The organism is Dictyobacter halimunensis, from assembly GCF_036245075.1.
Genome location: NZ_BSRI01000002.1, coordinates 2,246,999 through 2,267,382 on the forward strand (window position 1 = coordinate 2,246,999; position 20,384 = coordinate 2,267,382).

Here is a 20,384-nt window from a genome sequence, read left to right on the forward strand (position 1 = left end):
ATTTCCTCTCGACGCACGATCACACTGCGGGCCATACTTTAGGACCTCGCGTCCGATTTCTTTCCTTCGGGAAAAGAAAGAGGCACCACCTCTTTGAGTTGGTGCCTATGGAGCGGGAGACGGGATTCGAACCCGCGACATCTTCCTTGGCAAGGAAGTGCTCTACCACTGAGCCACTCCCGCGATCGATTCGCCCGTGTGGGCAGGTGAAACGGCGATGTCTTATTTTCCCACGCAGTTGCCCACGCAGTATCATCAGGGCTGAAGAGCTTAACTTCCGTGTTCGGGATGGGAACGGGTGTGCCCTCTTCGCTACAATCACCGGTTCGCCTGCACATACAAGCGGTTCGTTTCGACGTGGTTTATAATAGCATGAGCTGTGTGATCTGTCAACACTTTTTCAAACAATGTTTGAAAAAGTGTTGACAGATCACACAGCTCATGCTGATAGGTGGCTGGGTGGGACTTGTGGGTAGGGGTGGTTGTGTGTTTCAGGGTATTTCATGATTTGGCAGTACTTATCCTTCTGAGCCATTGAGGTGGTTGAAGTATGGGGAAAGGCGTTATTGCGCTAAGGGTTGTCTTGTAATATATTTCTATCTATATTATACTGGATCCATATTTCAAGCTTCTTTAAGGGTCTAGTTCTTATCTAATTCACTAGAATCCAGGGCTATTGAAAATCGTTATATATTTATCAAAATGACGATAAACCGCATCGCTGTCAAGATTCTCTTCTATAGATCCTGCAAATTAAGCATTAACAGAATAATCACTTTAATTATATTATGAGCTGATAGAGAGACGAGAAGTTTTTATAAGATAAGTGAGGCAAAGGCGGTAGTACATGAAGACGGAGAGTGAACAGCTCTGGTATACCTGGTCGACCAGGGGCTTTGGAGGCGCAGGATTCCAGATCCGTGCGGCATCACCAGGTTTCCTGGAGGGTGACAACTCGCTTGTGCCAGAGAATGGCCGTATACAGGCTTTGCTGGCGCATGCTCGCTATGTGCCTCCCGCGAACACTAAAGATTCGGGCGATATCCCTCCTCAACACCTCCCTGTTTCGCTGGCCTTTATCAAGGTAAAGCAAGAATATGTGTTGCTGCATAAGTGCTATTGTCCCCCCGACGATATGAATGCCAGCAGCAATTTTTTTAGCCATATGATCACTGATCTACCAGAGGTTTCGTCGCCCGCCGGGCCGCTGGCGTTTACGGCTCGTGAGGCGGTGGCGACCTGGGGTTCAAGCTTCTGGAAGATGAAGGATGAGCTACCGGAGACGCAGAAAGAATTGCTCCCGGTGACGTTCCCTTCGCTGCAGGAGCCCGGCACGCGGGTCACCATCGAGAATGAGAAGATGCGCGGTGGGACCCTGGACCGCGATGATTTGAAGAAGCTGAAGCGTGAGCACCTGGAGTTTATCGTGCGCGCTTTCCTTATGCGCCAGCCGGGACAGCGCATCTATGTCGCCGCGCCACCGGAACAGGTTGCCTACCTGCTCTGGGGTCTGACCCACTGCCTGCCGCGCACGCTGGAGAGCATGCGCGATCTCACCTTCACCACCTACGAGCGCTTAGAGATGGAGCGCGTCTCCCCTTTCTATGGGCTGAAGGATGAGGCGCAGAATTATCCGGTCATCACCGGCACGTGCTGGATGGGCTCCTCTACCAGCGACCTGCCTGCGATGTATTATCAGGATCAAGGGGTCAATGGCTTCGCCCTCAATTGCTATAGCGGTCGCAGCACGCCATTAATGCTCGATGGGGTACTGGCACGCTTTGTCCTCTTCGCCGTAGATTGCTTGCTCGATGAGAATAACCATACGTATCGTGAGCTCCTCGAAATTCTGAAGCAGGCCGAGCGGGAACATTGCCAGGATCTGACGCATTTTATGCGTGTCTATATTTCTTACCAGGAGACGTTGTCACAAAATGATGTGCAGGAGTTGATCGATATTATCAAGCACAGGCTGGATAATATCGTTGATGAAGAGAAGATGCTGCTGGCCGACCTGGAGCGGCTGCGGCGTCCGAATGTACAGAGCTCGATCTTGCAATGGATCGTGCGGAACCGGAGCTGGTGGGAGAATACGTGCCGCCAGGACCTGGTCAGCTTCTTTGCCTGCCTGGATAAGTACGCCCACTATCCGTTGCCATCCAACATTCAGCTTGTGATCGATACCCTGTACGCGACGATGACCGAACTGGGCATGCGGGTCGCCGAACAGGTCAATCAGACTCTAAGCTCCAATAATACCGACTATATGTATTTTTGGATGGATATGCTGGAGATGACGGCTCCTCTCCATCAATCCCCCCATATCTGGCTCGCGCTGGTACAGAATATGACGGCCGAGGACCTCGGTGTGCCGGTCTTTCAACTCTGGTGGCAGATCAAGGGTGAGAACATCTTCCAGGCGATCCACCAGAGACTCAAGCTGCCCGTGGACGAAAACCTGCTTACACCCCTGACTCCGCTGGGCAAGAACGTGGTCGATAAGATCCTGGTGGCCATCCAGGGCGAGGATCGCTGGTCCATCGATAACTGGCAGGAGAAACTGATCAAGATCACCAGTCCGCGCCAGGATCCCGCCGTCTGGATCTATCTGTTCGAGCATATTGTGACCCGGCCCTTCGATCCCATCTATTGGGAGTGGTGGAACGCCTATGGTAAACATGGGGCCGAAGAGCTGAACCGGATGGGCCGGCAGAATTCCAGTGTGGCGGACAGGCTCTATCAGCTGGGTGAGCTGATTATCGGCAATATCGTGCAGATCATCACGCAGGAGGATCCCCTGAAAGGGATACAGTCCTCGCCCAACTGGCCTATCTGGTCACTGTGGAATGAGATGTTCTCTACCCTGATCGCCCTGGCCGACACAGAGGTGGGCGCCTGCAGAACCTGGCTGGACCTGTGGGGCAACCTCTGGCCTTATGTGTTCACCCCTGTCTATGAGCAGTGGTGGCAACACCAGGGAGCGGAGACGGCGCTCGTCATTCGCCGCTGCACCGAGAAGCATCCTCAGAGCGAGGTGGCACAGAATGTGGCAGACTTCATCTTTGAGTCGATTCTGCCGCTGACCTATGACCTGGTGGATCTGCTGCTGGAGCAGACCGAGGAGAAGGCGCAGCTCAACGCGCGCAACAATCTGTTTATCGTGCTGCGGGTACTGCTTAACGCGCTTCCCGCGCAGCACCAGGAGGTGGTCTGGTTCAACGCAGATAACAATGGTGGTCTGCTTGAATATCTGATGCAGACGATCCAGGGCTGCGCGGACGAGGTCTATCCGTGGGAAATCCATCGGCCGCTGTTGGAGACGTGGGCACAGGTTAAAGCGCTGGACGGGCATCCGGCGCTCTATTCCTGGTTGAACGTTTCATGGGGCACGATTGAACGTCTGCTGGCCGATAAACAGCTGCCAGCCAGCTGGCACCACATGGCCATCGATAGCGTGTTGCTGAAGCCGGTGACGCTGGAGGCACCTCAGCTGAAACATCTCCTGCAGTCCGATCAGTCCTGGCAGGCCTTCCAACAGGTCCTCCAACACAATATCGCCAGCGCCGAGACGGCCCCGCTGGCCCTGACGTTCTTTCAGCACCTGGTAGAGATCGATGATCCCCATAAGAGCCGGGTGCTGGGCAGCCTCTTGCTGGCCGCGCGTGGGTTGCCAGAAGTCGTACAGGAGTTACTACAGCTGGCGCGGTTCACCAACGAGGAGACGGCGACCTTTCTGGAGCGGGACTGCCAGGAGATGCTGCAGCTACCAGAGTGGCCCGCAGCCTTTACCTCGGTGCTGTATAACTACGTCACCAGCCTGGATGCCAGCCGGCTGATTGATCCCACCGTTGCAGGCCTGCTGCGCCAGCTCCAGCAGCGCAGCGAATCCGAGGGGTCCGGCATAAGCGCCGAGCTCACGCTCTATATCAACGGCTGGCTCTACATCGAGAAGCTGTTGAGCGCGCCTGAGGATAGCAAGCGCTGGGTGCGCCTGGCCAGGTCCCGGCTGGGTCAGATGCTGGGATTGCAGCCGGAGGCGCGTGGCGCCCTGGCCGATGTGCTCTGGCCCATCCTGGTCCGGCATCTCAATAGCGAGATGGATCTGACGCGTGTGCTCGATAACCTGGGCCCGGCCCTGACCGGTACCACGCTGGAGGCTGAGGCGGAGACCGAGACCGGTACGGCCCTGCTCTTGAATATGGCCACCCACATGGCCGCCTACCATCAGCAGCAGCCGGACGTGCGGCGGCTGGTCCCCTATCTCAAGGTCGCGCTTGAACAGGCGCAGGAGACGCTCTATCCTAAAAACGAGGCCTTCCTGTTGACGTTCTTTCAGACGCTGTGCGGGGATCTGAACGCCGAAGAATATGAGCGGCTCAATAAGCAGAGCGAGCTGTGGCCGCTCGATTATAAAGAGGTCTGGCAGACCTACATGCAGCAGCAGCATACTAAAAATACCGCCAGGGTGCTGGCCGCGTTCAAGAAAGCGGTGCAGAACGAGGACGTTGAGGTCATCACGCAGGCCTACCAGCAGGTGCTTAAAGAGGTGGCCTATCCGGGTACCCACGTCAATCAGCAGGAGCGCGACATCGCCTTGCTGGCGGGCGATGTCGTCAGCGCCTATAAGTTGATGGATCAGGGGGCGCTGTTCCAGGCGCACCAGGAGGTGCTGCAGTCACAATATAAAGATCGCATCAGGTATACTCCAGAGATCGAGCATGCCATCGCCAATCTACCCGAGGTGCCGCAGATGAGGCCGAAGACAACGCGTCCATTGCTCAAGCACCGCAATTCGCAGATGCTCACCAAGATAGCCACGCAACCCAACGCCGAGATCCTCAAGGCCCTGGAGCAATCCGTACAGGAGACCAACGCCCGTACCACCATCGGTATGGTGCAATCCAAATCTATCATGCTGGATCAGCTGAATAAAATTCATGCCTTTAAGCGCCTCTACATTGGCTACCGGCTGAGTATCCTGGATACCCAGATCAAGAACTCACCGTGGAACAGCAAAGAGAGGTCGTACTATAAGAAAGAAAAGAAGGATCTGCAGGAGGTCCAGCGGCAGAATGACCAGTTCCTCAGGCGCAAGGCACTTGATGATCTGATCGATAACGTCTTTATTAATTCAGGCATCGAATCTAGAATCAAGCAGGGGCAGTGTGGCATCGAGGAGTTTCTGCTTGAGCAGCGCGTGCTGGAGCAGTTCCGATCCTTCCAGCCAGATGATTATGTGGCGCTGGTCAAGATGCATAACTTCACCGAGACGGATGTGAAGCAGGTGCTGCGCATCTTCCGACGACGCGAGCGCTTCGCCGAGCGTCTGCTTAAAGAGCGCTACGACCTGGATAGCTGGCTGGAGGAGCGCAAGAAGCTCTACCAGGATGAGATCCAGATCGAGGGCCGCTGGTAGTCCGGGAGAGGGAAGAGGGATCGCCTGGCGATCCTATCTTCCCGCATCTGTGGCCGCGGGCGCCTCAAAGGTGTAGGTATCGCCGCGCTTGAGATAATGGACCCGGTTGGCCAGGCCGGCCTTCTCCGCCTCAGCCTGAAAATCCGAGAGCGGTGAGGTAAAAACCGAGTAGTCATTGTAGTGAACGGGGATCGCGGTGCGTGGATTGATCAGCTGGATCATCTTCACCCCCTGCCCGGCATCCATCGTCAGCATCACCTTGAGCATCCTGGTTCCTCCCAGGTGCAGGAGAGCCATATCTATATCGTGGTAGCGCTTAGGGATCTCGCGCAATCCTTTATGCATCAGGGTGTCGCCGGTGATATACATGCGCAGGGTTTTATGGCCGGGAACCTCGAATTCGAGCATACTCCCCATGACCGGTGGCAGGAGCGGATTGAGTGGTCCTGGTCCATGCTTGCCGGGCATGGCGGTAATGTTCAGGCGCTGCTCCCCTTTCTCCAGCGTCAGGGATTGCCAGGTGTCCAGGGGATAGAGGCGGTAGAAGTGCATCTTCTTCCTCAATGCTTCCGCCGCTTTCGGCGTGGTCGTAATTGGGGTCGCCTTATCGAGGTCGCGCGCCACCCCGCGATCAAAGTGATCTTCATGCAGATGCGAGAGCAACACCATATCCAGCGGAGGCAGTTCAGACAGCTCCATGGCAGGATTGTGCAGGCGAGTCGCCTTCATGCCATAGCCCAGGTGTACATGGTCGCCGCGATGCAAGAAATTAGGATCGGTCAGGATAGTAAAGCCCGCGTAGCGCAAGAGAATGGTCGCATTGCCAATAAAGAAGATTGTGCCCTGGCCAGTCTGCGTCTTTTCAGCCGTGCCCGGTAGCACTACGGTATGCCTGAAATCCATAAGAGGCCTCTTTCTTTGCTATTCATGTGGTCCTATGAGAAACCTTACACACCTTCGACACGTGTCATAATACCTGCTGGTAACAGCAACAAGAAACATCCATCGAAGGTTCGGGCCTCGCGACTGATTTTTCCTTCACGTACGAAATATGTCGTCGAACACGAAAACATGACAGATTAGGACATAACATGTTTGAGAGACGTAATTGGATGGGGAGGGAAATCGGGAGCAAGGCCCGCACCCACGGCAAAAAATATGACGCGGGCTTTGATGCATATGCAAGAGATTAGAAAATACGAAAATATTGTATACTACACAGTATGATGTCAATATGTATAGTTGTGCTAAAATGACGAATAATTCAAGTGTAAGAGGTTATGATGGAACATATTGATGAGGCAATGATTCAACTCTCGGCGCTATTCACAGCAAGTCCAGATGGCGTCATTATTCAGGATGTTGAAGGGAATATTCAACGTCTCAATCCTGCTGCCCTCGCCCTCTTAGAGCTCACTTCTGAAGAGGAATGTAAAAGTATGCCTTTTCAGCAGTTGATGGATCGCTATCAGCCACGTGACGCGCAACTGTACCCGGCCTACGACGACAGCTTGAGCACAATCATTGGTCATAAACCAGCATCATCAGCATCCAAGCATAGCGCTATCCTCACGTTGCCATCACATAACGCTATCTGTGTTGACATTACCTCGACCCCGTTGAGCGATAATCAGCAGCAGCTGCTTGGCGTGCTGCACCTGTTTCATGATATGAGCGCGTTATACCAATCCAAGCTCGAGAGCCAGCGCGCCAATAAAGCCATCTTCACCTTAATCAAGGCCATCTCACATATTCATGAATCTATATATGCCGCCTCACCTGAGGAGGATGTATTGCATACGCCTTCCATGGATGTGATTGGTCAGCAGCTAACCGATTTAATCAGCCAGCTCTTAAAGACGCCGGCGGTCCTGCTGGTTTCATTTAAGAGGACCCCCGAACAGAAGCTGCATTATATCGCCATCAGTGGACTGCCAGATAAGCAGGTGCAGATACGCAAACAGGCAAGTGGACATTATCCACTCTCAGAATTTCTGCAGCCAGAAGAAATAGCACAGCTGGAACGGCAGCAGATAGTCTGTGTCGAGCGAGCCAATCAGCGTAGTCCATTTTCCATTACCAGCACCGCATCGACGCGATTTATGTGGATACCATTGGTCATTCAGAACCAGGTTGCCGGGGTGCTCATTATCGGTCGCATCGATCCCTGCACAGAAGAAGAAATGGCTCTGATCAAAGCAGTGGCCACGCTGACGACGCTGCTCACTGAATGCGTCAAGCTCTTTGCCCGCTTTAAAGATCCCCGGCTGGAAGGCATCGTATTAAAAGAGACCAACGCGATCATCAACGAGTTTTTGAACCTGGCCAGCCATGAGTTCCGCACTCCCCTGACGGTGACCATGGGCAATATTCAGCTGGCACTGCGAAGGTTGGAGAAGCTGCGCAGTGAGATGGCGGGCCAATCAGAGGAGCTGAGTCGTGGCATCGAGCGTGTGCTCAATCCTTTGGAATATGCCTCACAGAGTACGCGGGTCCACGAACGCATGATCGGCAATATCATCGATGACTCGCGGCTGCAGGCGCACAAACTGGAACTGCACGTCTCACGTGCTGATCTGCGCCAGCTGGTGGCCGAGGTGGTCCGCACGTATCAACGCCGCCATCCCGATCGGCAGATTGAGCTAGAGATAGATCCGTTAGCCGAGCCCATAGAGGTGATGGTGGACGCGAATCGCGTCAAGCAGGTGACGCATATCTATCTCACCAACGCCATTCAGTTTTCGCCCGAGGGGCAACCGATCACCGTCAAAGTGCGCGAGGGTGAGAAGGATGCATGTGTCTATGTGCATGACAATGGACCAGGCATCGCGCCCGAGGATCAAAAGCTGATCTGGGAACGCTTCTACCGGGCCAAGGGGACCGCGCTGCAGAATGAGCTGGACCTGAGCCTGGGGCTGAGCCTCTATCTGTGCAAGGAGCTAATCCAGCTGCATCACGGTGAGGTCGGCGTGAAGAGTAATCCGGGCCAGGGGGAAACGTTCTGGTTTATGCTTCCCCTGTCCCCGACCAGTTCATCATGACCATGGGCCGCCCGCTAGCGCGGCAGGGCTCCACCGGAGGCGATCAGGCCGGCCAGCAGAGCGGTGCGCTGTGGAATGGGGTCCAGCAGCACGTATTCTTCCGTGGTATGCGCGCCGCCGCCGATCGCGCCCAGCCCATCAATAGAGGGACACCCCGCGATGGCCGTGTTACAGCAGTCGGAGGCACCACCCCGCGTCTCAGGATCAAACGGCACATTGAGGATCTGTTCAGAGATGCGCTGTACCTGTTGGGCCAGGGCCAGGCTCTGTTCGGTCGCCACCATCGGCTGCATCGAACTGGGAGCGGGCGTCAGGGTTAACGTCACCCCTTCGATAAGCTGGTCCCGCAAGAGCTCGTGCCAGCGCGCCTCGGCCGCGCGTCGATCATCGGGATGCAGGAAGCGCAGATCAAACATGATCTCGGCGTGATCAGAGACGATGTTGGCACGTGAACCTCCTTTGATCGGACCCGCGTTGATCGTCATGCCGTCGCGCATCCCCATCAAGCCCTGCGCCTGCACGATCTGGTGCGCCAGCTCTACCACGGCATTGCGGCCGCGCTCCGGATTGCTCCCGGCGTGGGCGGCCAGCCCCTCGGCGCTGAGACGATAGTGCGCGCATCCCTTGCGCCGCGTGACCACGTTGCCGATGGAGCGCGCGCCCTCCAGTCCCAGCACAAAGGGACGTGCCAGGGCCAGCTCACGAATCAACCCCACGTGGTAGCGCGTCGAGATCTCTTCATCGGACACCGAGAGAAACGTGATCTTCGCGAAGTCCTGGTAGCCGCGCCGGTGTAGATGTTCCAGGGCGTAGATGCCCTGCAACAGACCCGCCTTCATGTCTACGGTACCGGGCGCGTAGAAGCGCTCGCTCTCCAGCCGCGTATGCGCGCCGGCCGAGCCAACCGGATGCACGGTATCGTGATGGCCGATCAACATCCAGCTCGGGCCGGCGGGATTGGCTCCCTGCAGCGTACCCACCACAGCGTTGCCGCATGAATGCTCCACAATCGAGGCGCGCATCCCTACCTGCCGCAGCAGGCCCGCCAGCTGCTCCGCCATCGCGTTCAAGCCACCCGTATCCTCCGAAGGCGAATCGATCGCGCACAACCGCTGCAGATCCTGCACGAAGCGCGGCATCGCCTCCTCCAGATAGGCCACCCCCTCCCTCACTAACGCCTGCACCGCCCCATCCGCATAAGCATCCTGCCGCTGATTACCCATAACAATATTTTGATCTTCTTCTGGATTCAACATATGCAACCTTCTATTTCCTTCGCCAAAAGAAAGGCAACAAGAGAAAAGACCACAGTACGTGCGGGGCTTGCCCCCGCTTTTGTCCCCCAAGAGGAAAGCTCATTCAAAGTGATCAAGAACGATTGAATGAGATGCATTGCATTCTGTTTGTTGCTTTTTCGGGTGGTGAGGAAGGAAGCGGGGGCAAGCCCCGCACGTGCTCTCGTCATTTTTCTTGTTGCCTGCATTAAAGTTGAACGTATTAGGGTTCTTGTTTGGCTCATCACCCGTTTATACGTGAGGAAATCGGCCGCAAGGGCCGAACCCACGGGGCAAATCACCCATTTACACGCCCAGGTCACGCCGATCGTGGTATTACATTTTATACGCAAAAAAATGCCAGAATGGATGCGTGATAGGAGCAGCGGTTAGAGAAAGAGGAATAATCATTTAAGCATAGAATGTTTCTATTTTTAGAAATAGCATCACGTTTCAACAAACGGAATCATCATACAGCTCATCTGTAAATCGTTTTGAGCAGCATGCAATCCATTATTGTTGCGTTACTCGCAAGTTGCTGTCATCCAGCGATTTAAAGCTTGCGAACAAGCACATTTGTAATCATGAGAAGGTGACTTTATTATGTCATGGGAAATAGATCGTTTTCATAGTGTGGCTGAATTTGCTGTTCAACATCTGGGCATTGCTATAGTCCGGGGAAAGTTTACCGACGTAACCGGCACAATCGAGACGGACCCACACTCTCCAGAGCACTCCTCAGTAAAAGCTCAGATCATGGTCAACAGTATAGATACCGGCGCCCCGCAACGGGACGTTCATTTACGTACTGCCGACTTCTTTGATGCCACCAAATATCCAGCCATTACATTTAACAGTACTCAGATAAGGCATATAGATAGCAATCGCTTTATTATCACGGGCGACCTGTCCCTGCATGGGGTGACACACCAGGTGCAGCTGCGCACGCTGTATAATGGCGCCACGCAGGACCATTTAACCAATGCCTGGCGCATCGGCCTGCGTGCCATTACTAAGATCGATCGTCGCGATTACGACATGACCTACAGGGTAACGAATAATGCAGGGATAGCCCTGGCAGGCAATGAGATACAGATAGAACTGGGCGTAGAAGCTATCTGGGCCGGTTAAACAACGCCTTACCCCAAAGAAAGAGCAATCTCCCTCTTGAGAGCCTCGAGAGGGAGATTGTTCTTTCCTGGCGTCTGATATGATTGGATTGGTTCTTAAAGGCTATCTGCGCCCATCAGGGAGCATAACGATACGGGGCAAGGGCATTTTCTTGAGCGACCAGGGTCCGTTCATCAGGGGTAACGCAGACATGGTCGTTGGGGCCAGCCTCACGCCAGACATAGCCGGAACGACAGGTATCGGCACCGTAAGGACCACCATACGGATTGACGCGATAGCGAGCCTGGCTATTGTCGAATGCGACCTGGGTGCGGCGATCGGGCGTAACGCACACGTGATCGCCCGTAAAAGCTTCACGCCAGACATAGCCGGAAATGCAGGTGTCTGGACCATACGGGCCTGACGTAGACACGGCAAGGGCTGATCGATTCATAGCAACATTTGAAAATTCGACCACCAGGCACAGGCAGGCAACGAAAATGAGCGAAACCAGGCAGCGTTTAAGCATGTTTCTTCCTTTCTCTCACCAAAACGCTTCACACAATGGTCGCTTTACATTTCACCTATAAACATTTCTTTGCTATACATCCAAGCATTAACCATAATAAAGATATTATGGGCAGCTATGTGCTTTACGATATATTATACTCCTCGCTCAAATTAGCCACAGACTCTGGATTGGTATCCACATGGATATTGGCCAGGCACAAAAATAAGCCCCGCGTAACTGGCAGAAAGGGCCTGTCAACCGGGTGAATATAAAGCCTATTGCAGTGTTTATTAAATTCGTATCCTGTACCATAATTGGCCCGATATTAAAATAATATAAAGATCGCAACAAAATAAAACCTGTTAAAAGCATTTTATATGATCTATTATTCTTTCTTGCATAAAGATATGTACGATAAAAATAGCCGCTAATATCCCAAAGTACTATATAGATTCCTACCTCTTCTGTGCTGGCTGCGAGCTTAACCACGTCCATATATAATTATTGTTATATTAAAAATAAAGATATTAATTAGACGTACAAATTGAAAGTAAGCATATGTATTCGATTCTCGCAGATGAACCGTTTCACATAAAGTGGTCGATAATCGATCACAAAAAGATTTTATTAATGTATAACTATATAGCCCAAGGATGGAGGACGTAACCTTAATGAAAAAATTGAGTTTCATTGGCGGAGCAATCTTAACAGCATTACTTGCCTGTCTTTTTCTCTCGCCATTCAGCGCTTCTGCCCATGCCCAGGCTAATGCTGCTAAAAGCGGCTCGGTAACCCAGGCAGTTACAGGAACGGCTGCTAATGGGTCCACATTCAATGGTGCTTATACAATTAACCACTTTGTCTCTCAGAATGGGCAGCTCACCGGCGTAGGTACCCTCAGTGGCACCCTCACCAGCGCGACTGGCCAGGTACTGGGAACGGTAACCAATGTTCCGGTTCAGGTACCAGTCGCCTCAGCTACGGGTACATGTCCGGTTCTGCATCTTGATCTTGGCCCATTAAACCTGAATCTGCTGGGCCTCAACGTAAACCTTAATCAGGTTATCCTGAATATCACAGCGCAGTCAGGCGCGGGCAACCTGCTTGGCAACCTGCTGTGTGCGGTTACTCACCTGCTTGACGGTGGTGCTCCGTTAACAAGTATTACCAACCTGTTGAATCGGATCCTGGGTCTTCTATAACTCAGTAAAATGAAGTGATCCGTCACAGAGCACAAATGACATTGTGGCATAGCGCGAAGCAGCCAGAGCTGTAAACCGTAAATGCCATGACGAGAACCAGGGGAGTGGAGATATACATCCGCTCCCCTGGTTCTTGCTATCTCACAAAACGTCAGGTGTCTTCTTTTGTGGCACGCCCCAGGTGATCTGGGCGCGCACCTGGAAGGGGACCACGCCATCAGGATACGCCGCGAGCAGGGCCTGCTCTGCCTCGCGATCAAAAGCCGCCGCCTTGAGTGGTCCCATGCGCTCTCGCGAGAAGCCGGCACGTGAATGATAGGACTCAACGACATCAGCCAGCGATTGGACGAACGCATAGGCCTCGGTCGTGCTTTCACCCACCTGCTGAAAGAGGCCCTGCTCTTGCCTCTCCTGTGACTGAGGAAGGTAGAAATCGGCCCGGTAGCGCGGCACCACGTCGCCGAGCAAGGACCAGATATCCGGCGTGATCTGCCTCCCCACCATGGCCAGGTACGCCCCGTCCTGCAGCACATCATGGAGCAACGGCATAACGATATGCCAATCCAGCCAATGCATACTCTCGCCGGCCGTCACCAGGGCATAGGGAGGCTGAAGTTGCACCTCCTCGATGCGTCCATACAGCCAGCGCAGAGCAGGATGATCCCCATTGGGGAGCTGCCTGCCCCGCTCAAGCATCTGGGATGAAAAGTCCACCGCATCCACCCGCTCAACCCGTGGCACCAGCTGGCGCGCGATATCGCCGCTGCCACAACCCACATCCAGCACCGCCCCAGGCCGTGTCCCCATCAGCTGCACCAACAGATCGAAGGTGGCAGATGGATAGATGGGACGATAGCGATACGCATACACCACGCTCTTATCTTGAAACGCCGCCGCGTGTGCTCGATACGCCGAAGCAGCGCTGTGAGCTTCCTCAGCCATGTGTCTATCACACTCCTTCTTCCTCTATCGCTTTGAGCCTCTCCATCGCGGCTTTGCCAGACGCGGGAAAGGATCTATTTGCATCTGCGGTGCATCTAAAGCGAGTGGCTTTAGAAGGTCCAGCAAGATCTCCATCCGTGTCTCGCTCAGGGCGCTAACACGCAAAGAATGGTCCTCAGACAGCGTGAAATCACCAAAGCAAAGTGTTCCATAGGGAGCATCATACGCTGGATCTCCCCAGTATAGCCAGCAGCCATGCTGAGAACCATCATCCGCCACACAATAGAGCCGCTCATCATTCTGCAAGAAAGCATACACCACATCATCAGGGATATGCTTGAAGTAAGCTGCCTGTGGGTGCATCAAACTATACGTTTGCATGCTCGGATTCTTACAGACAGGGCGCCAATAGGGTAATGGCTGGCAGCAGTCAGCAAAACGTTTGCCACTACCACAGCAGCACAAGTCAGAAGCGCCCAGCGGCAGATAGCTCGAGATAAAGACCTTCTCTCCAGGCTGCTCAGGATCGGGATCTTTTGCACATGGTCGCCAACATACCATGACAGCCACAACGCCTCCATCTGGATCAAGGGAGCGCAGATCAATGCCAGCAAGCTCATCAAATATATCCATCAGCCCATCCTCCTGGCTTTATTTCAAGGCATGATACGTACTTCTTGCTCTATAGCTTTTTTTTAGTATATCTAACGTATCAACGACCAATTTAGCAGAACTCTGTCGTTTTTGTCTATACAATGGAAGAGCTTCTTATATGGGGTTAGATCAGATGTACGACTGAACCCTCACTTCTTTGTCGGAGGTCTGGTCTTGTCCCTCACCCAGCCTCCTGTCAGTTGAAATGTGACAACATCCTTGAAATCGTGCAACGCATCCAGCGTCTCTTGCACGGTCAACGGTTGCTGTATACCGCGCTTCCATATTGCACGGTCCATGGTTCCTACTACCAGATAATCGTTGCCAACTATTTCTAGATCAGGCCTGGAAAAGTACGCTGCCAGAAAACCCTCCACGTCGTTTTGATGAGCAATAAGCAAATCACAATGTGGACAATAACGGCATGTTTTGTTGAGAGAGAGCAAGTAAGCTGGATCGACATGGATCACCAGCGGTAACTTACGCTGATGCATCTTATTCTTACACTGAGGGCACATCGTCCACCGCAGATCCTGATACGGATTGAGATAGAAACGGTAACGCGGATATTGCTTGCCGAGCTGTGCCTTAGTTTCCTTTTTTTGCTTCGCCATTGATAGTTTACTCCCTCTTGAGACAGCAACTCCTTTCAACTCCGTCCTTCTATACTATCGCCAACAAATCAGCAGGCTGGTATACATAGCTATCCTTGTATATGATAGTAAAAAACGCTCGATAATAGACTTGGTAGACGGAGTCAAGAAGGAAGAAACAGAAGTAGGGCTAAGTCCCCTCCAGCAGCCAATTCACTACTATAGGTATACGGCAATAACGTAGATTCCCCTGGTTTTTTATTTCCCTCCTTTGAAGCCTAAATCAACGCCCAAAACCCCTCAAACTTGTGTTACGTCACCATCGGTTTTGCATCTCAGACAGTAATACCTTTCTTCTCAGGCCTCTTCCTCAAAGCTCACTGGAAGCAATACTTGCTCATGTTTTTCTTTCCCATCAAGCCAATCTTGAAGCCAATCTTGTAATGAGGGGGCTTCAATACCAACGTGATATGTTTGATCGCTTCTGACAATGGGATATGGTGCTTCAGAACAAAGAATTGAAGTATAGATCGTACATCCTTGTGAACCGATGACGATAAGCTGATCAGGCCAATTTCCCCATTTCCGAAACAAGAGAGTAGTATGAACACACGTGTTGTGTATACCGCCTTGAAGGGGGAAATTTATTTATTCGAGCAATTAGATTCAAATTTTCAATGAGCTTGTCATCATTAAGTTTCATATTTTCTCCTGACAGGTGACTATAGTATAGGAAGTTTAGTTTCTATATGTATGCCAAGTGGGAATGATTTTGACGTTTACGGTTGTGATGAAGCCATAGCTAAGTTGTGCTGAATACTTATTGAAAAATTGGCTTTACCCAAAGTGCTTTCAATTGGTTAGCTCGGAGAATAGCTCCACACCCCATCGCAAATAGGACAGCAACGTCATCTTTGTGAGAACTAACGTCTCCGAAGCAAACCCAAGAAGTAGCTGAGTCATAAGAAATGTCCCACGATTCTGAACCTTCAAGTCCAATAATATCGCCACACTCAATTGCTTCATCAAGTAAAATCAATCTACCTGAATGGAAATTAGGAACACGGAGCTGGCGCTTATCCCATCTGGTGGAGTCTCCACAGTATCCACTCACTTGATTGGCGTACTTGGTATCGCCGTAAACCCAACTAAAGCCCAATTCCACGTGTAGGATCTCCACGCTGCAATCACTCTGTTGTCTCGGCACAAAATTCAATGCGTAGTCTTGCCGAACATATACGAGCCGTCCAAAAGAAAGTACATGTCCTTCTTCAACAGCAAAAACACTTTTTCTTCCCAACAGTGCGGCCCTTTCAAAACCTTTTGTTAGATGGTAGTAATTTCTATTTTTGGCTAGGAAAATTTTGGTAGGCTTCTCTGTAGGCCTGGGTTATTGGCGCTCCAGACTCTTTCATATCGAGTACGAATACGCTGGTATCATCTCTCGGGAAGATGATCTCGCTAAAGCCAAAGTGCTGCAGCAGTCTAACCCCGCTGCGGGTCACTCCTAAGAAGGATTTTTCGGTTTAGTCAGGTGTTCTTTCTACACAATTAACTCAAGCTTCCTCTTTCAATTGAGTAAGGTCTTTACTAAGCAATGCATAGATAAGGCTACCTACGGGAAATTCAAGGCAGCAGGCCCAATCTATCAAATGTTCGGTTTGAGAGAAAGTATCCTTATAAGCCTGCCATTGATGCAATTCAACTTGTAGCTGCTGATCACTTTTCCCTGCAACAGAACTGTAAGGATCTGGCATAATAACTGGTAAACACAGCCCTACGATTGGCCAAGCCAGCACTACGAAGGCGATATTTATGAATAAAATAAACTGCAGTTTCGTTTCTCGACGATAGGGTCTGGTTACTTCACCATCCATTCTGAGCAACTTCCACATAGATATATTCGCAATACCGTACCTACGCAGTTGTTTGTCTTGTGCCATCATTTGTCGGATCACATAAATGCTTAGAGGAATTAGTGTCAGAAAAATCAAGAGCAAGCCCGTCAGGAGAAAGGTTCTGGCCGGCTCATGTTGGTCTGAATGCATCAAGCCATCGAGGATGACACTAGAACTCAAAACAACACAGTTTATAAAAGCCACCACGATCAATGTACGGCGCATGGTTCCTTCCATCTTTTCTTTTTACCTATAAGTCTAGCATAGCAATATATTTACGGTATAACAACAAAATGCAAAAAAAGGCGGGTTTACCAGTTGCTTGCTACATTCAGTAAAAGAGTTTTCTTTAGCTTCTGAGGCGGGTTTACATTATTGAGTTTATGAGGGATGGGGCTGGGAGACTTGAGCCTCCGACGCACGACTTAGGAATGAACGAGGGCACCATTTGCTCCTCAGATCGAGCACCACGTTATCCGTAAGCTGTTAAGCATGTTCCTCGCATCGAGAGCAAGAGTTACAACTGGTGCCATTGGCGACGTTATAAATCATATGTGGGTTGAACTGGAAATGTGACAAACGCAGAGTAAAGAAAGGAGCAAGGCTATGCCTACCTACGTAGTACTCATCAAATGGACCGATCAAGGGGTGAAGAATGCCAAGGATACTGTCCAGCGCGCTCGTCATTTCCGTTCCGATGTGGAGCGTCACGGGGGTAAGCTCGACAATATCTACTGGACCCAGGGAAAGTATGACCTCATCAGTGTCATTGAGGCGCCAGATGAACAGGCGGCGATGGCGACATTACTCACCCTCGACAGCCTCGGTAATGTACGCACCCAGACACTTCGTGCGTTCAACGAGACCGAAATGGAGGCCATCATTCAGAAGATGTGAGGCGTGACCACGCTTCCAGTCTACCCCACGCTCCTCTTTTCCTCTGAGCACGAGCCTCGCAAGTGAATTTGTGTTTGCCATGAAGACGCTACCAGATGGTCGCTGATGGATACTATTTATTCTGGATATAGTGATAGGAAATCGCGGTTCACTCGTCCGCACAGGACGACCAGGTCCCGATTGAACGCACCATCGTAGCGCCCAGTGTGATCGTACCGGGAAGCTGAAAAAACGGCAGCAGACGTTTCCAGGTGGCCTGCGCGTTTGTTTCTCGACAGGCAAAGTAACCTTTGGGCGGCTGGTATCCAGACATTGGTTTCCTCCCTGAATATGCCACAAATCCGTCATGCTCACACTCTATCGTAACCAGGTGATGTCTCAATGACTCGCCAGGCAATGACAGATGCAGGCATTTCCCCTGATCTCTCTGGACGGCAGATTGAGCAATGAGGAGCTGGAGACGCTAGCCGCAAGGCCAGGTTAACGTACGTTTGCCCCCAATCAAAGCTTTTTTCGTGTTTGAATGAATAACAAAATACACATAATGCTCGAAAACAGAGCAATGCAAGCATCCGTAAAGGAAAGGCTCCTGTGACTATTGCTTGTAGCGGCTATATAAAAATCACCGGCAGCCACAACAATGCAGCAAAGAGCACTAAAGGCTATTGCATAGGTTCCTATTTTTCTTCTTCTTGTTTGCATAATTTCGTTTTCCTCATTTTGCGTCACTATTATGTCCTATACGCACTACCCAAGCTTTCCGGTTAGGTAGGTGACAAAAAGCACCTCACGAAAGAGTCTCGGCAGTGGCTGCTATGAATGTTCTGAGCAAGCGGAAGAGACGGAAACAACAGGGCATTTAGTTGATATAATCTTTATGCTTATTTGGCTAAGAAAGGATTCAAACATGATTGACTGGGAGTGGGCACTCATTGATGAGTTAGAAACTGCTAAGAGCTGGCAAGAAGCAAAAGCAGTCATGCTTCAACAATGGGAAGAAGACCCCACCCACATAAAAGCCTGCGTTCGTTTAGCGTTTTTATGCTGGTATACCGTTGTTGAACAACCTTACCAGTGGCAAGACGAATACGATTTACCAGACTATGATGAATGCCTTACAATCCTTCGCCGCCTGACATCCTATGGACTGGAGCATTTTACAGAAGATATTAATTTTCTCTGGACCTTTGGTTATATGATGTCTTTATTCGCGGAGTACTTTTGCGCGAACTATAGCGAGCAGGCTTATCTTGCATGGGAGCAGAAAGGGGAGCAAATGTTAGAAAAAGCTCACAGTATGATGCCGGATGATCCAATGTTTACTATGATTCTTCTCAGTAACATCCCTACTGCTAAGTTATCAGATCAACAAAAGATATATAAAGTGGCTTGTAGGGCAACTAAACCACTATTAGCTTCGAGATTTCAAGGAAAAGGGGAAATGCAGCGATACTTCCTATCAGTCCTCAATAGAGATAAAAAAGTCTAAAAATGGGAGGTTTTCCTGTCGGAGAATCGGCGTTCCGACAGTAATACTTGGGAAAAATGGCCCCAAAATAGGTGCTTTACCTGGTTCTCTCGGGTGGTGCCTGTTGGGGACTTTTTTAGCTTCTGGAGCGGGTTGAAGGGGTATTAGAAAAACTGAATGGGGCTGAGAGGACTCGAACCTCCGACGCACGGTTTAGGAAACCGACGCTCTATCCACTGAGCTACAGCCCCGCTGTCCTTTTATGATAGCATATCCTCTGCTTTCATTCAATCCTCTTGCAGAGCCAGTAAAAGATATGTAGCTTCGGCCACGGTCAAAAAAGTGTGCGCGCAGCACGATAAATGTGTCACAAGCATTTATATTCATGCATCATGTATAGTAGCTACCTCAATTCCCTGGTCGAGAACATAGAAACTGGAGGAGTCGGCATGCTCTTACACCTCACACTTGCGCGTTGCGGCCCACCCACAGCAATCTTCGACAATTTGTCATTGGCCTTTGCATTCTGCGGGATCGTTGCATTTTTTACTGCAACAGCTTTCTCGCTAAGAGTGCTTCAATTGAAGCAGTTCCACCGCTGGTGGGTAATTACAGTCATGGCTTTTTTCGCCAGCTTTACTTCCATTCTGATGGCAGCTGTAACTCGTGTCCCCATATTTGTTTGTGGCCCAGGTTTCGATCCCCCATGGTGGCACAATCTTTATATCACCATGCATATTATGTGCTTATGGAAAGTGATAGAGACGCTTGCTTTCTTCGTCGTCTACTTCAAAGTACTCAGCAACAAAGTAGTTTCTCTGCAATTTGATTCTTGAGTCTTACGGCAGCTGAGACACCTTGTTACATACAAAACGCCCAGGTATGACAGTCAAGAACAGACTATTTACCTGGGCGTTTTTGTTTGGCTCATAGTAGCATTTTATGAACCTACAATATATTTCGGTTCCGGGAATGCTAAGTGCGCCTTTTTCTTGCTGATGTTAGTTTGCCTCATTTAGCTCAACTAACACACTATAATAAATCCATACCTTTGCTTCTCTGGTCCAGGGATAGCGACCTGAAAAAAACCACCTCGCTACATGATCTAAAAAATCATATGCTTTGCTAAAGTATTCTGGTTCTTTAGCAATTATATCGCTCCAATATGGATGAGAAGTATGGCCTGGTACAAAGGTGGCAATATACCAGTATCCTTCTGCAAGCCAGCGTGGTAAAGGTAATGCGTCCTCTTTTGAGTTAGGTGTTTGCTCATATTGTTTGCAGCATGCATACATGGCCTCAATAAGGCGCTTAAATGCCACTTTGTCCCAATATAAGTCACATCTTAGCTGCAAGAGAAAGCTGTTCTCCTGGGCAG

17 protein-coding genes, 2 tRNA genes and 1 rRNA gene are annotated in these 20,384 nt (G+C 51.0%); 7 read left to right on the top strand and 13 right to left on the bottom strand.

Annotated features, from left to right (window positions below):
• Positions 1 to 108: 108 nt before the first annotated feature.
• Together AABA21_RS23440 and rrf are read right to left on the bottom strand one after the other, a co-directional pair.
• A tRNA-Gly gene (locus AABA21_RS23440) sits at positions 109 to 183 on the bottom strand.
• 26 nt (positions 184 to 209) lie between these two features.
• Positions 210 to 326: ribosomal RNA gene (gene rrf / locus AABA21_RS23445) — 5S ribosomal RNA — on the bottom strand.
• A gap of 521 nt (positions 327 to 847) precedes the next feature.
• On the opposite strand from rrf, the gene AABA21_RS23450 reads away from it, so the two are divergent.
• The gene (locus AABA21_RS23450) at positions 848 to 5,416 is read left to right on the top strand and encodes a GAP1-N2 domain-containing protein (protein WP_338254055.1); all 4,569 of its coding nucleotides are present in this window, start codon (positions 848 to 850) and stop codon (positions 5,414 to 5,416) included.
• Positions 5,417 to 5,449: 33 nt separating this feature from the next.
• Here AABA21_RS23450 and AABA21_RS23455 read toward each other — a convergent pair whose 3' ends face one another.
• Positions 5,450 to 6,319, bottom strand: a complete 870-nt coding sequence (locus AABA21_RS23455) for an MBL fold metallo-hydrolase (protein ID WP_338254057.1) — start codon at positions 6,317 to 6,319, stop codon at positions 5,450 to 5,452.
• Between the two features lie 377 nt (positions 6,320 to 6,696).
• Between AABA21_RS23455 and AABA21_RS23460 the strand changes: the two genes are divergently transcribed.
• Complete coding sequence (locus tag AABA21_RS23460) at positions 6,697 to 8,457, top strand: sensor histidine kinase (protein WP_338254058.1); 1,761 nt, start codon at positions 6,697 to 6,699, stop codon at positions 8,455 to 8,457.
• A 14-nt stretch (positions 8,458 to 8,471) separates the two neighbouring features.
• Here AABA21_RS23460 and AABA21_RS23465 read toward each other — a convergent pair whose 3' ends face one another.
• Complete coding sequence (locus AABA21_RS23465) at positions 8,472 to 9,713, bottom strand: M20/M25/M40 family metallo-hydrolase (protein WP_338254059.1); 1,242 nt, start codon at positions 9,711 to 9,713, stop codon at positions 8,472 to 8,474.
• 621 nt (positions 9,714 to 10,334) lie between these two features.
• On the opposite strand from AABA21_RS23465, the gene AABA21_RS23470 reads away from it, so the two are divergent.
• Positions 10,335 to 10,862 carry a YceI family protein gene (locus AABA21_RS23470; RefSeq protein ID WP_338254061.1) on the top strand — a complete coding sequence of 176 codons (528 nt, stop codon included), beginning with the start codon at positions 10,335 to 10,337 and terminating at the stop codon, positions 10,860 to 10,862.
• A gap of 115 nt (positions 10,863 to 10,977) precedes the next feature.
• On the opposite strand, the gene AABA21_RS23475 is transcribed toward AABA21_RS23470, so the two are convergent.
• A complete protein-coding gene (locus AABA21_RS23475; RefSeq protein ID WP_338254062.1) occupies positions 10,978 to 11,370 on the bottom strand; it encodes a hypothetical protein in 393 nt (130 codons plus the stop codon).
• Positions 11,371 to 12,023: 653 nt separating this feature from the next.
• On the opposite strand from AABA21_RS23475, the gene AABA21_RS23480 reads away from it, so the two are divergent.
• Positions 12,024 to 12,554, top strand: a complete 531-nt coding sequence (locus AABA21_RS23480) for a hypothetical protein (protein ID WP_338254063.1) — start codon at positions 12,024 to 12,026, stop codon at positions 12,552 to 12,554.
• A 141-nt stretch (positions 12,555 to 12,695) separates the two neighbouring features.
• Here AABA21_RS23480 and AABA21_RS23485 read toward each other — a convergent pair whose 3' ends face one another.
• The 5 genes from AABA21_RS23485 to AABA21_RS23505 form a co-directional block, all read right to left on the bottom strand.
• The gene (locus AABA21_RS23485) at positions 12,696 to 13,496 is read right to left on the bottom strand and encodes a class I SAM-dependent methyltransferase (RefSeq protein WP_338254065.1); all 801 of its coding nucleotides are present in this window, start codon (positions 13,494 to 13,496) and stop codon (positions 12,696 to 12,698) included.
• Positions 13,497 to 13,520: 24 nt separating this feature from the next.
• Positions 13,521 to 14,129, bottom strand: a complete 609-nt coding sequence (locus AABA21_RS23490) for a hypothetical protein (RefSeq protein WP_338254066.1) — start codon at positions 14,127 to 14,129, stop codon at positions 13,521 to 13,523.
• Between the two features lie 170 nt (positions 14,130 to 14,299).
• Positions 14,300 to 14,764, bottom strand: coding sequence for a hypothetical protein (locus tag AABA21_RS23495; RefSeq protein ID WP_338254067.1), 465 nt, complete (start codon positions 14,762 to 14,764; stop codon positions 14,300 to 14,302).
• Between the two features lie 799 nt (positions 14,765 to 15,563).
• The gene (locus tag AABA21_RS23500; protein ID WP_338254069.1) at positions 15,564 to 16,043 is read right to left on the bottom strand and encodes a hypothetical protein; all 480 of its coding nucleotides are present in this window, start codon (positions 16,041 to 16,043) and stop codon (positions 15,564 to 15,566) included.
• A 256-nt stretch (positions 16,044 to 16,299) separates the two neighbouring features.
• Positions 16,300 to 16,878 carry a hypothetical protein gene (locus AABA21_RS23505; RefSeq protein WP_338254070.1) on the bottom strand — a complete coding sequence of 193 codons (579 nt, stop codon included), beginning with the start codon at positions 16,876 to 16,878 and terminating at the stop codon, positions 16,300 to 16,302.
• A gap of 369 nt (positions 16,879 to 17,247) precedes the next feature.
• Between AABA21_RS23505 and AABA21_RS23510 the strand changes: the two genes are divergently transcribed.
• Positions 17,248 to 17,538, top strand: coding sequence for a GYD domain-containing protein (locus tag AABA21_RS23510; protein WP_338254071.1), 291 nt, complete (start codon positions 17,248 to 17,250; stop codon positions 17,536 to 17,538).
• Between the two features lie 148 nt (positions 17,539 to 17,686).
• Here the strand turns inward: AABA21_RS23510 and AABA21_RS23515 are convergent, their stop codons facing one another.
• Entirely contained in the window at positions 17,687 to 17,851 is a 165-nt protein-coding gene (locus AABA21_RS23515; RefSeq protein WP_338254072.1) for a hypothetical protein, read from the bottom strand.
• A 594-nt stretch (positions 17,852 to 18,445) separates the two neighbouring features.
• Between AABA21_RS23515 and AABA21_RS23520 the strand changes: the two genes are divergently transcribed.
• Entirely contained in the window at positions 18,446 to 19,027 is a 582-nt protein-coding gene (locus AABA21_RS23520) for a hypothetical protein (protein WP_338254073.1), read from the top strand.
• Positions 19,028 to 19,184: 157 nt separating this feature from the next.
• Here the strand turns inward: AABA21_RS23520 and AABA21_RS23525 are convergent.
• Positions 19,185 to 19,257: transfer RNA gene (locus AABA21_RS23525), tRNA-Arg, on the bottom strand.
• Between the two features lie 198 nt (positions 19,258 to 19,455).
• Here AABA21_RS23525 and AABA21_RS23530 point away from each other — a divergent pair.
• On the top strand, positions 19,456 to 19,842 hold the full coding sequence (locus AABA21_RS23530) for a hypothetical protein (protein ID WP_338254075.1): 387 nt from the start codon (positions 19,456 to 19,458) through the stop codon (positions 19,840 to 19,842).
• A 165-nt stretch (positions 19,843 to 20,007) separates the two neighbouring features.
• Here AABA21_RS23530 and AABA21_RS23535 read toward each other — a convergent pair whose 3' ends face one another.
• The gene (locus AABA21_RS23535) at positions 20,008 to 20,361 is read right to left on the bottom strand and encodes a hypothetical protein (protein WP_338254077.1); all 354 of its coding nucleotides are present in this window, start codon (positions 20,359 to 20,361) and stop codon (positions 20,008 to 20,010) included.
• Positions 20,362 to 20,384 lie beyond the last annotated feature (23 nt).

Excerpts from the sequence above, each read along its gene's own strand:
- AABA21_RS23530 (WP_338254075.1), top strand. The coding sequence starts at position 19,456 with ATGCTCTTACACCTCACACTTGCGCGTTGCGGCCCACCCACAGCAATC.
- AABA21_RS23455 (WP_338254057.1), bottom strand. The coding sequence starts at position 6,319 with ATGGATTTCAGGCATACCGTAGTGCTACCGGGCACGGCTGAAAAGACG.
- AABA21_RS23490 (WP_338254066.1), bottom strand. The coding sequence starts at position 14,129 with ATGGATATATTTGATGAGCTTGCTGGCATTGATCTGCGCTCCCTTGAT.
- AABA21_RS23505 (WP_338254070.1), bottom strand. The coding sequence starts at position 16,878 with ATGGAAGGAACCATGCGCCGTACATTGATCGTGGTGGCTTTTATAAAC.
- AABA21_RS23480 (WP_338254063.1), top strand. The coding sequence starts at position 12,024 with ATGAAAAAATTGAGTTTCATTGGCGGAGCAATCTTAACAGCATTACTT.
- AABA21_RS23520 (WP_338254073.1), top strand. The coding sequence starts at position 18,446 with ATGATTGACTGGGAGTGGGCACTCATTGATGAGTTAGAAACTGCTAAG.
- AABA21_RS23465 (WP_338254059.1), bottom strand. The coding sequence starts at position 9,713 with ATGTTGAATCCAGAAGAAGATCAAAATATTGTTATGGGTAATCAGCGG.
- AABA21_RS23495 (WP_338254067.1), bottom strand. The coding sequence starts at position 14,764 with ATGGCGAAGCAAAAAAAGGAAACTAAGGCACAGCTCGGCAAGCAATAT.
- AABA21_RS23510 (WP_338254071.1), top strand. The coding sequence starts at position 17,248 with ATGCCTACCTACGTAGTACTCATCAAATGGACCGATCAAGGGGTGAAG.
- AABA21_RS23515 (WP_338254072.1), bottom strand. The coding sequence starts at position 17,851 with ATGTCTGGATACCAGCCGCCCAAAGGTTACTTTGCCTGTCGAGAAACA.
- AABA21_RS23460 (WP_338254058.1), top strand. The coding sequence starts at position 6,697 with ATGATGGAACATATTGATGAGGCAATGATTCAACTCTCGGCGCTATTC.
- AABA21_RS23485 (WP_338254065.1), bottom strand. The coding sequence starts at position 13,496 with ATGGCTGAGGAAGCTCACAGCGCTGCTTCGGCGTATCGAGCACACGCG.
- AABA21_RS23475 (WP_338254062.1), bottom strand. The coding sequence starts at position 11,370 with ATGCTTAAACGCTGCCTGGTTTCGCTCATTTTCGTTGCCTGCCTGTGC.
- AABA21_RS23450 (WP_338254055.1), top strand. The coding sequence starts at position 848 with ATGAAGACGGAGAGTGAACAGCTCTGGTATACCTGGTCGACCAGGGGC.
- AABA21_RS23470 (WP_338254061.1), top strand. The coding sequence starts at position 10,335 with ATGTCATGGGAAATAGATCGTTTTCATAGTGTGGCTGAATTTGCTGTT.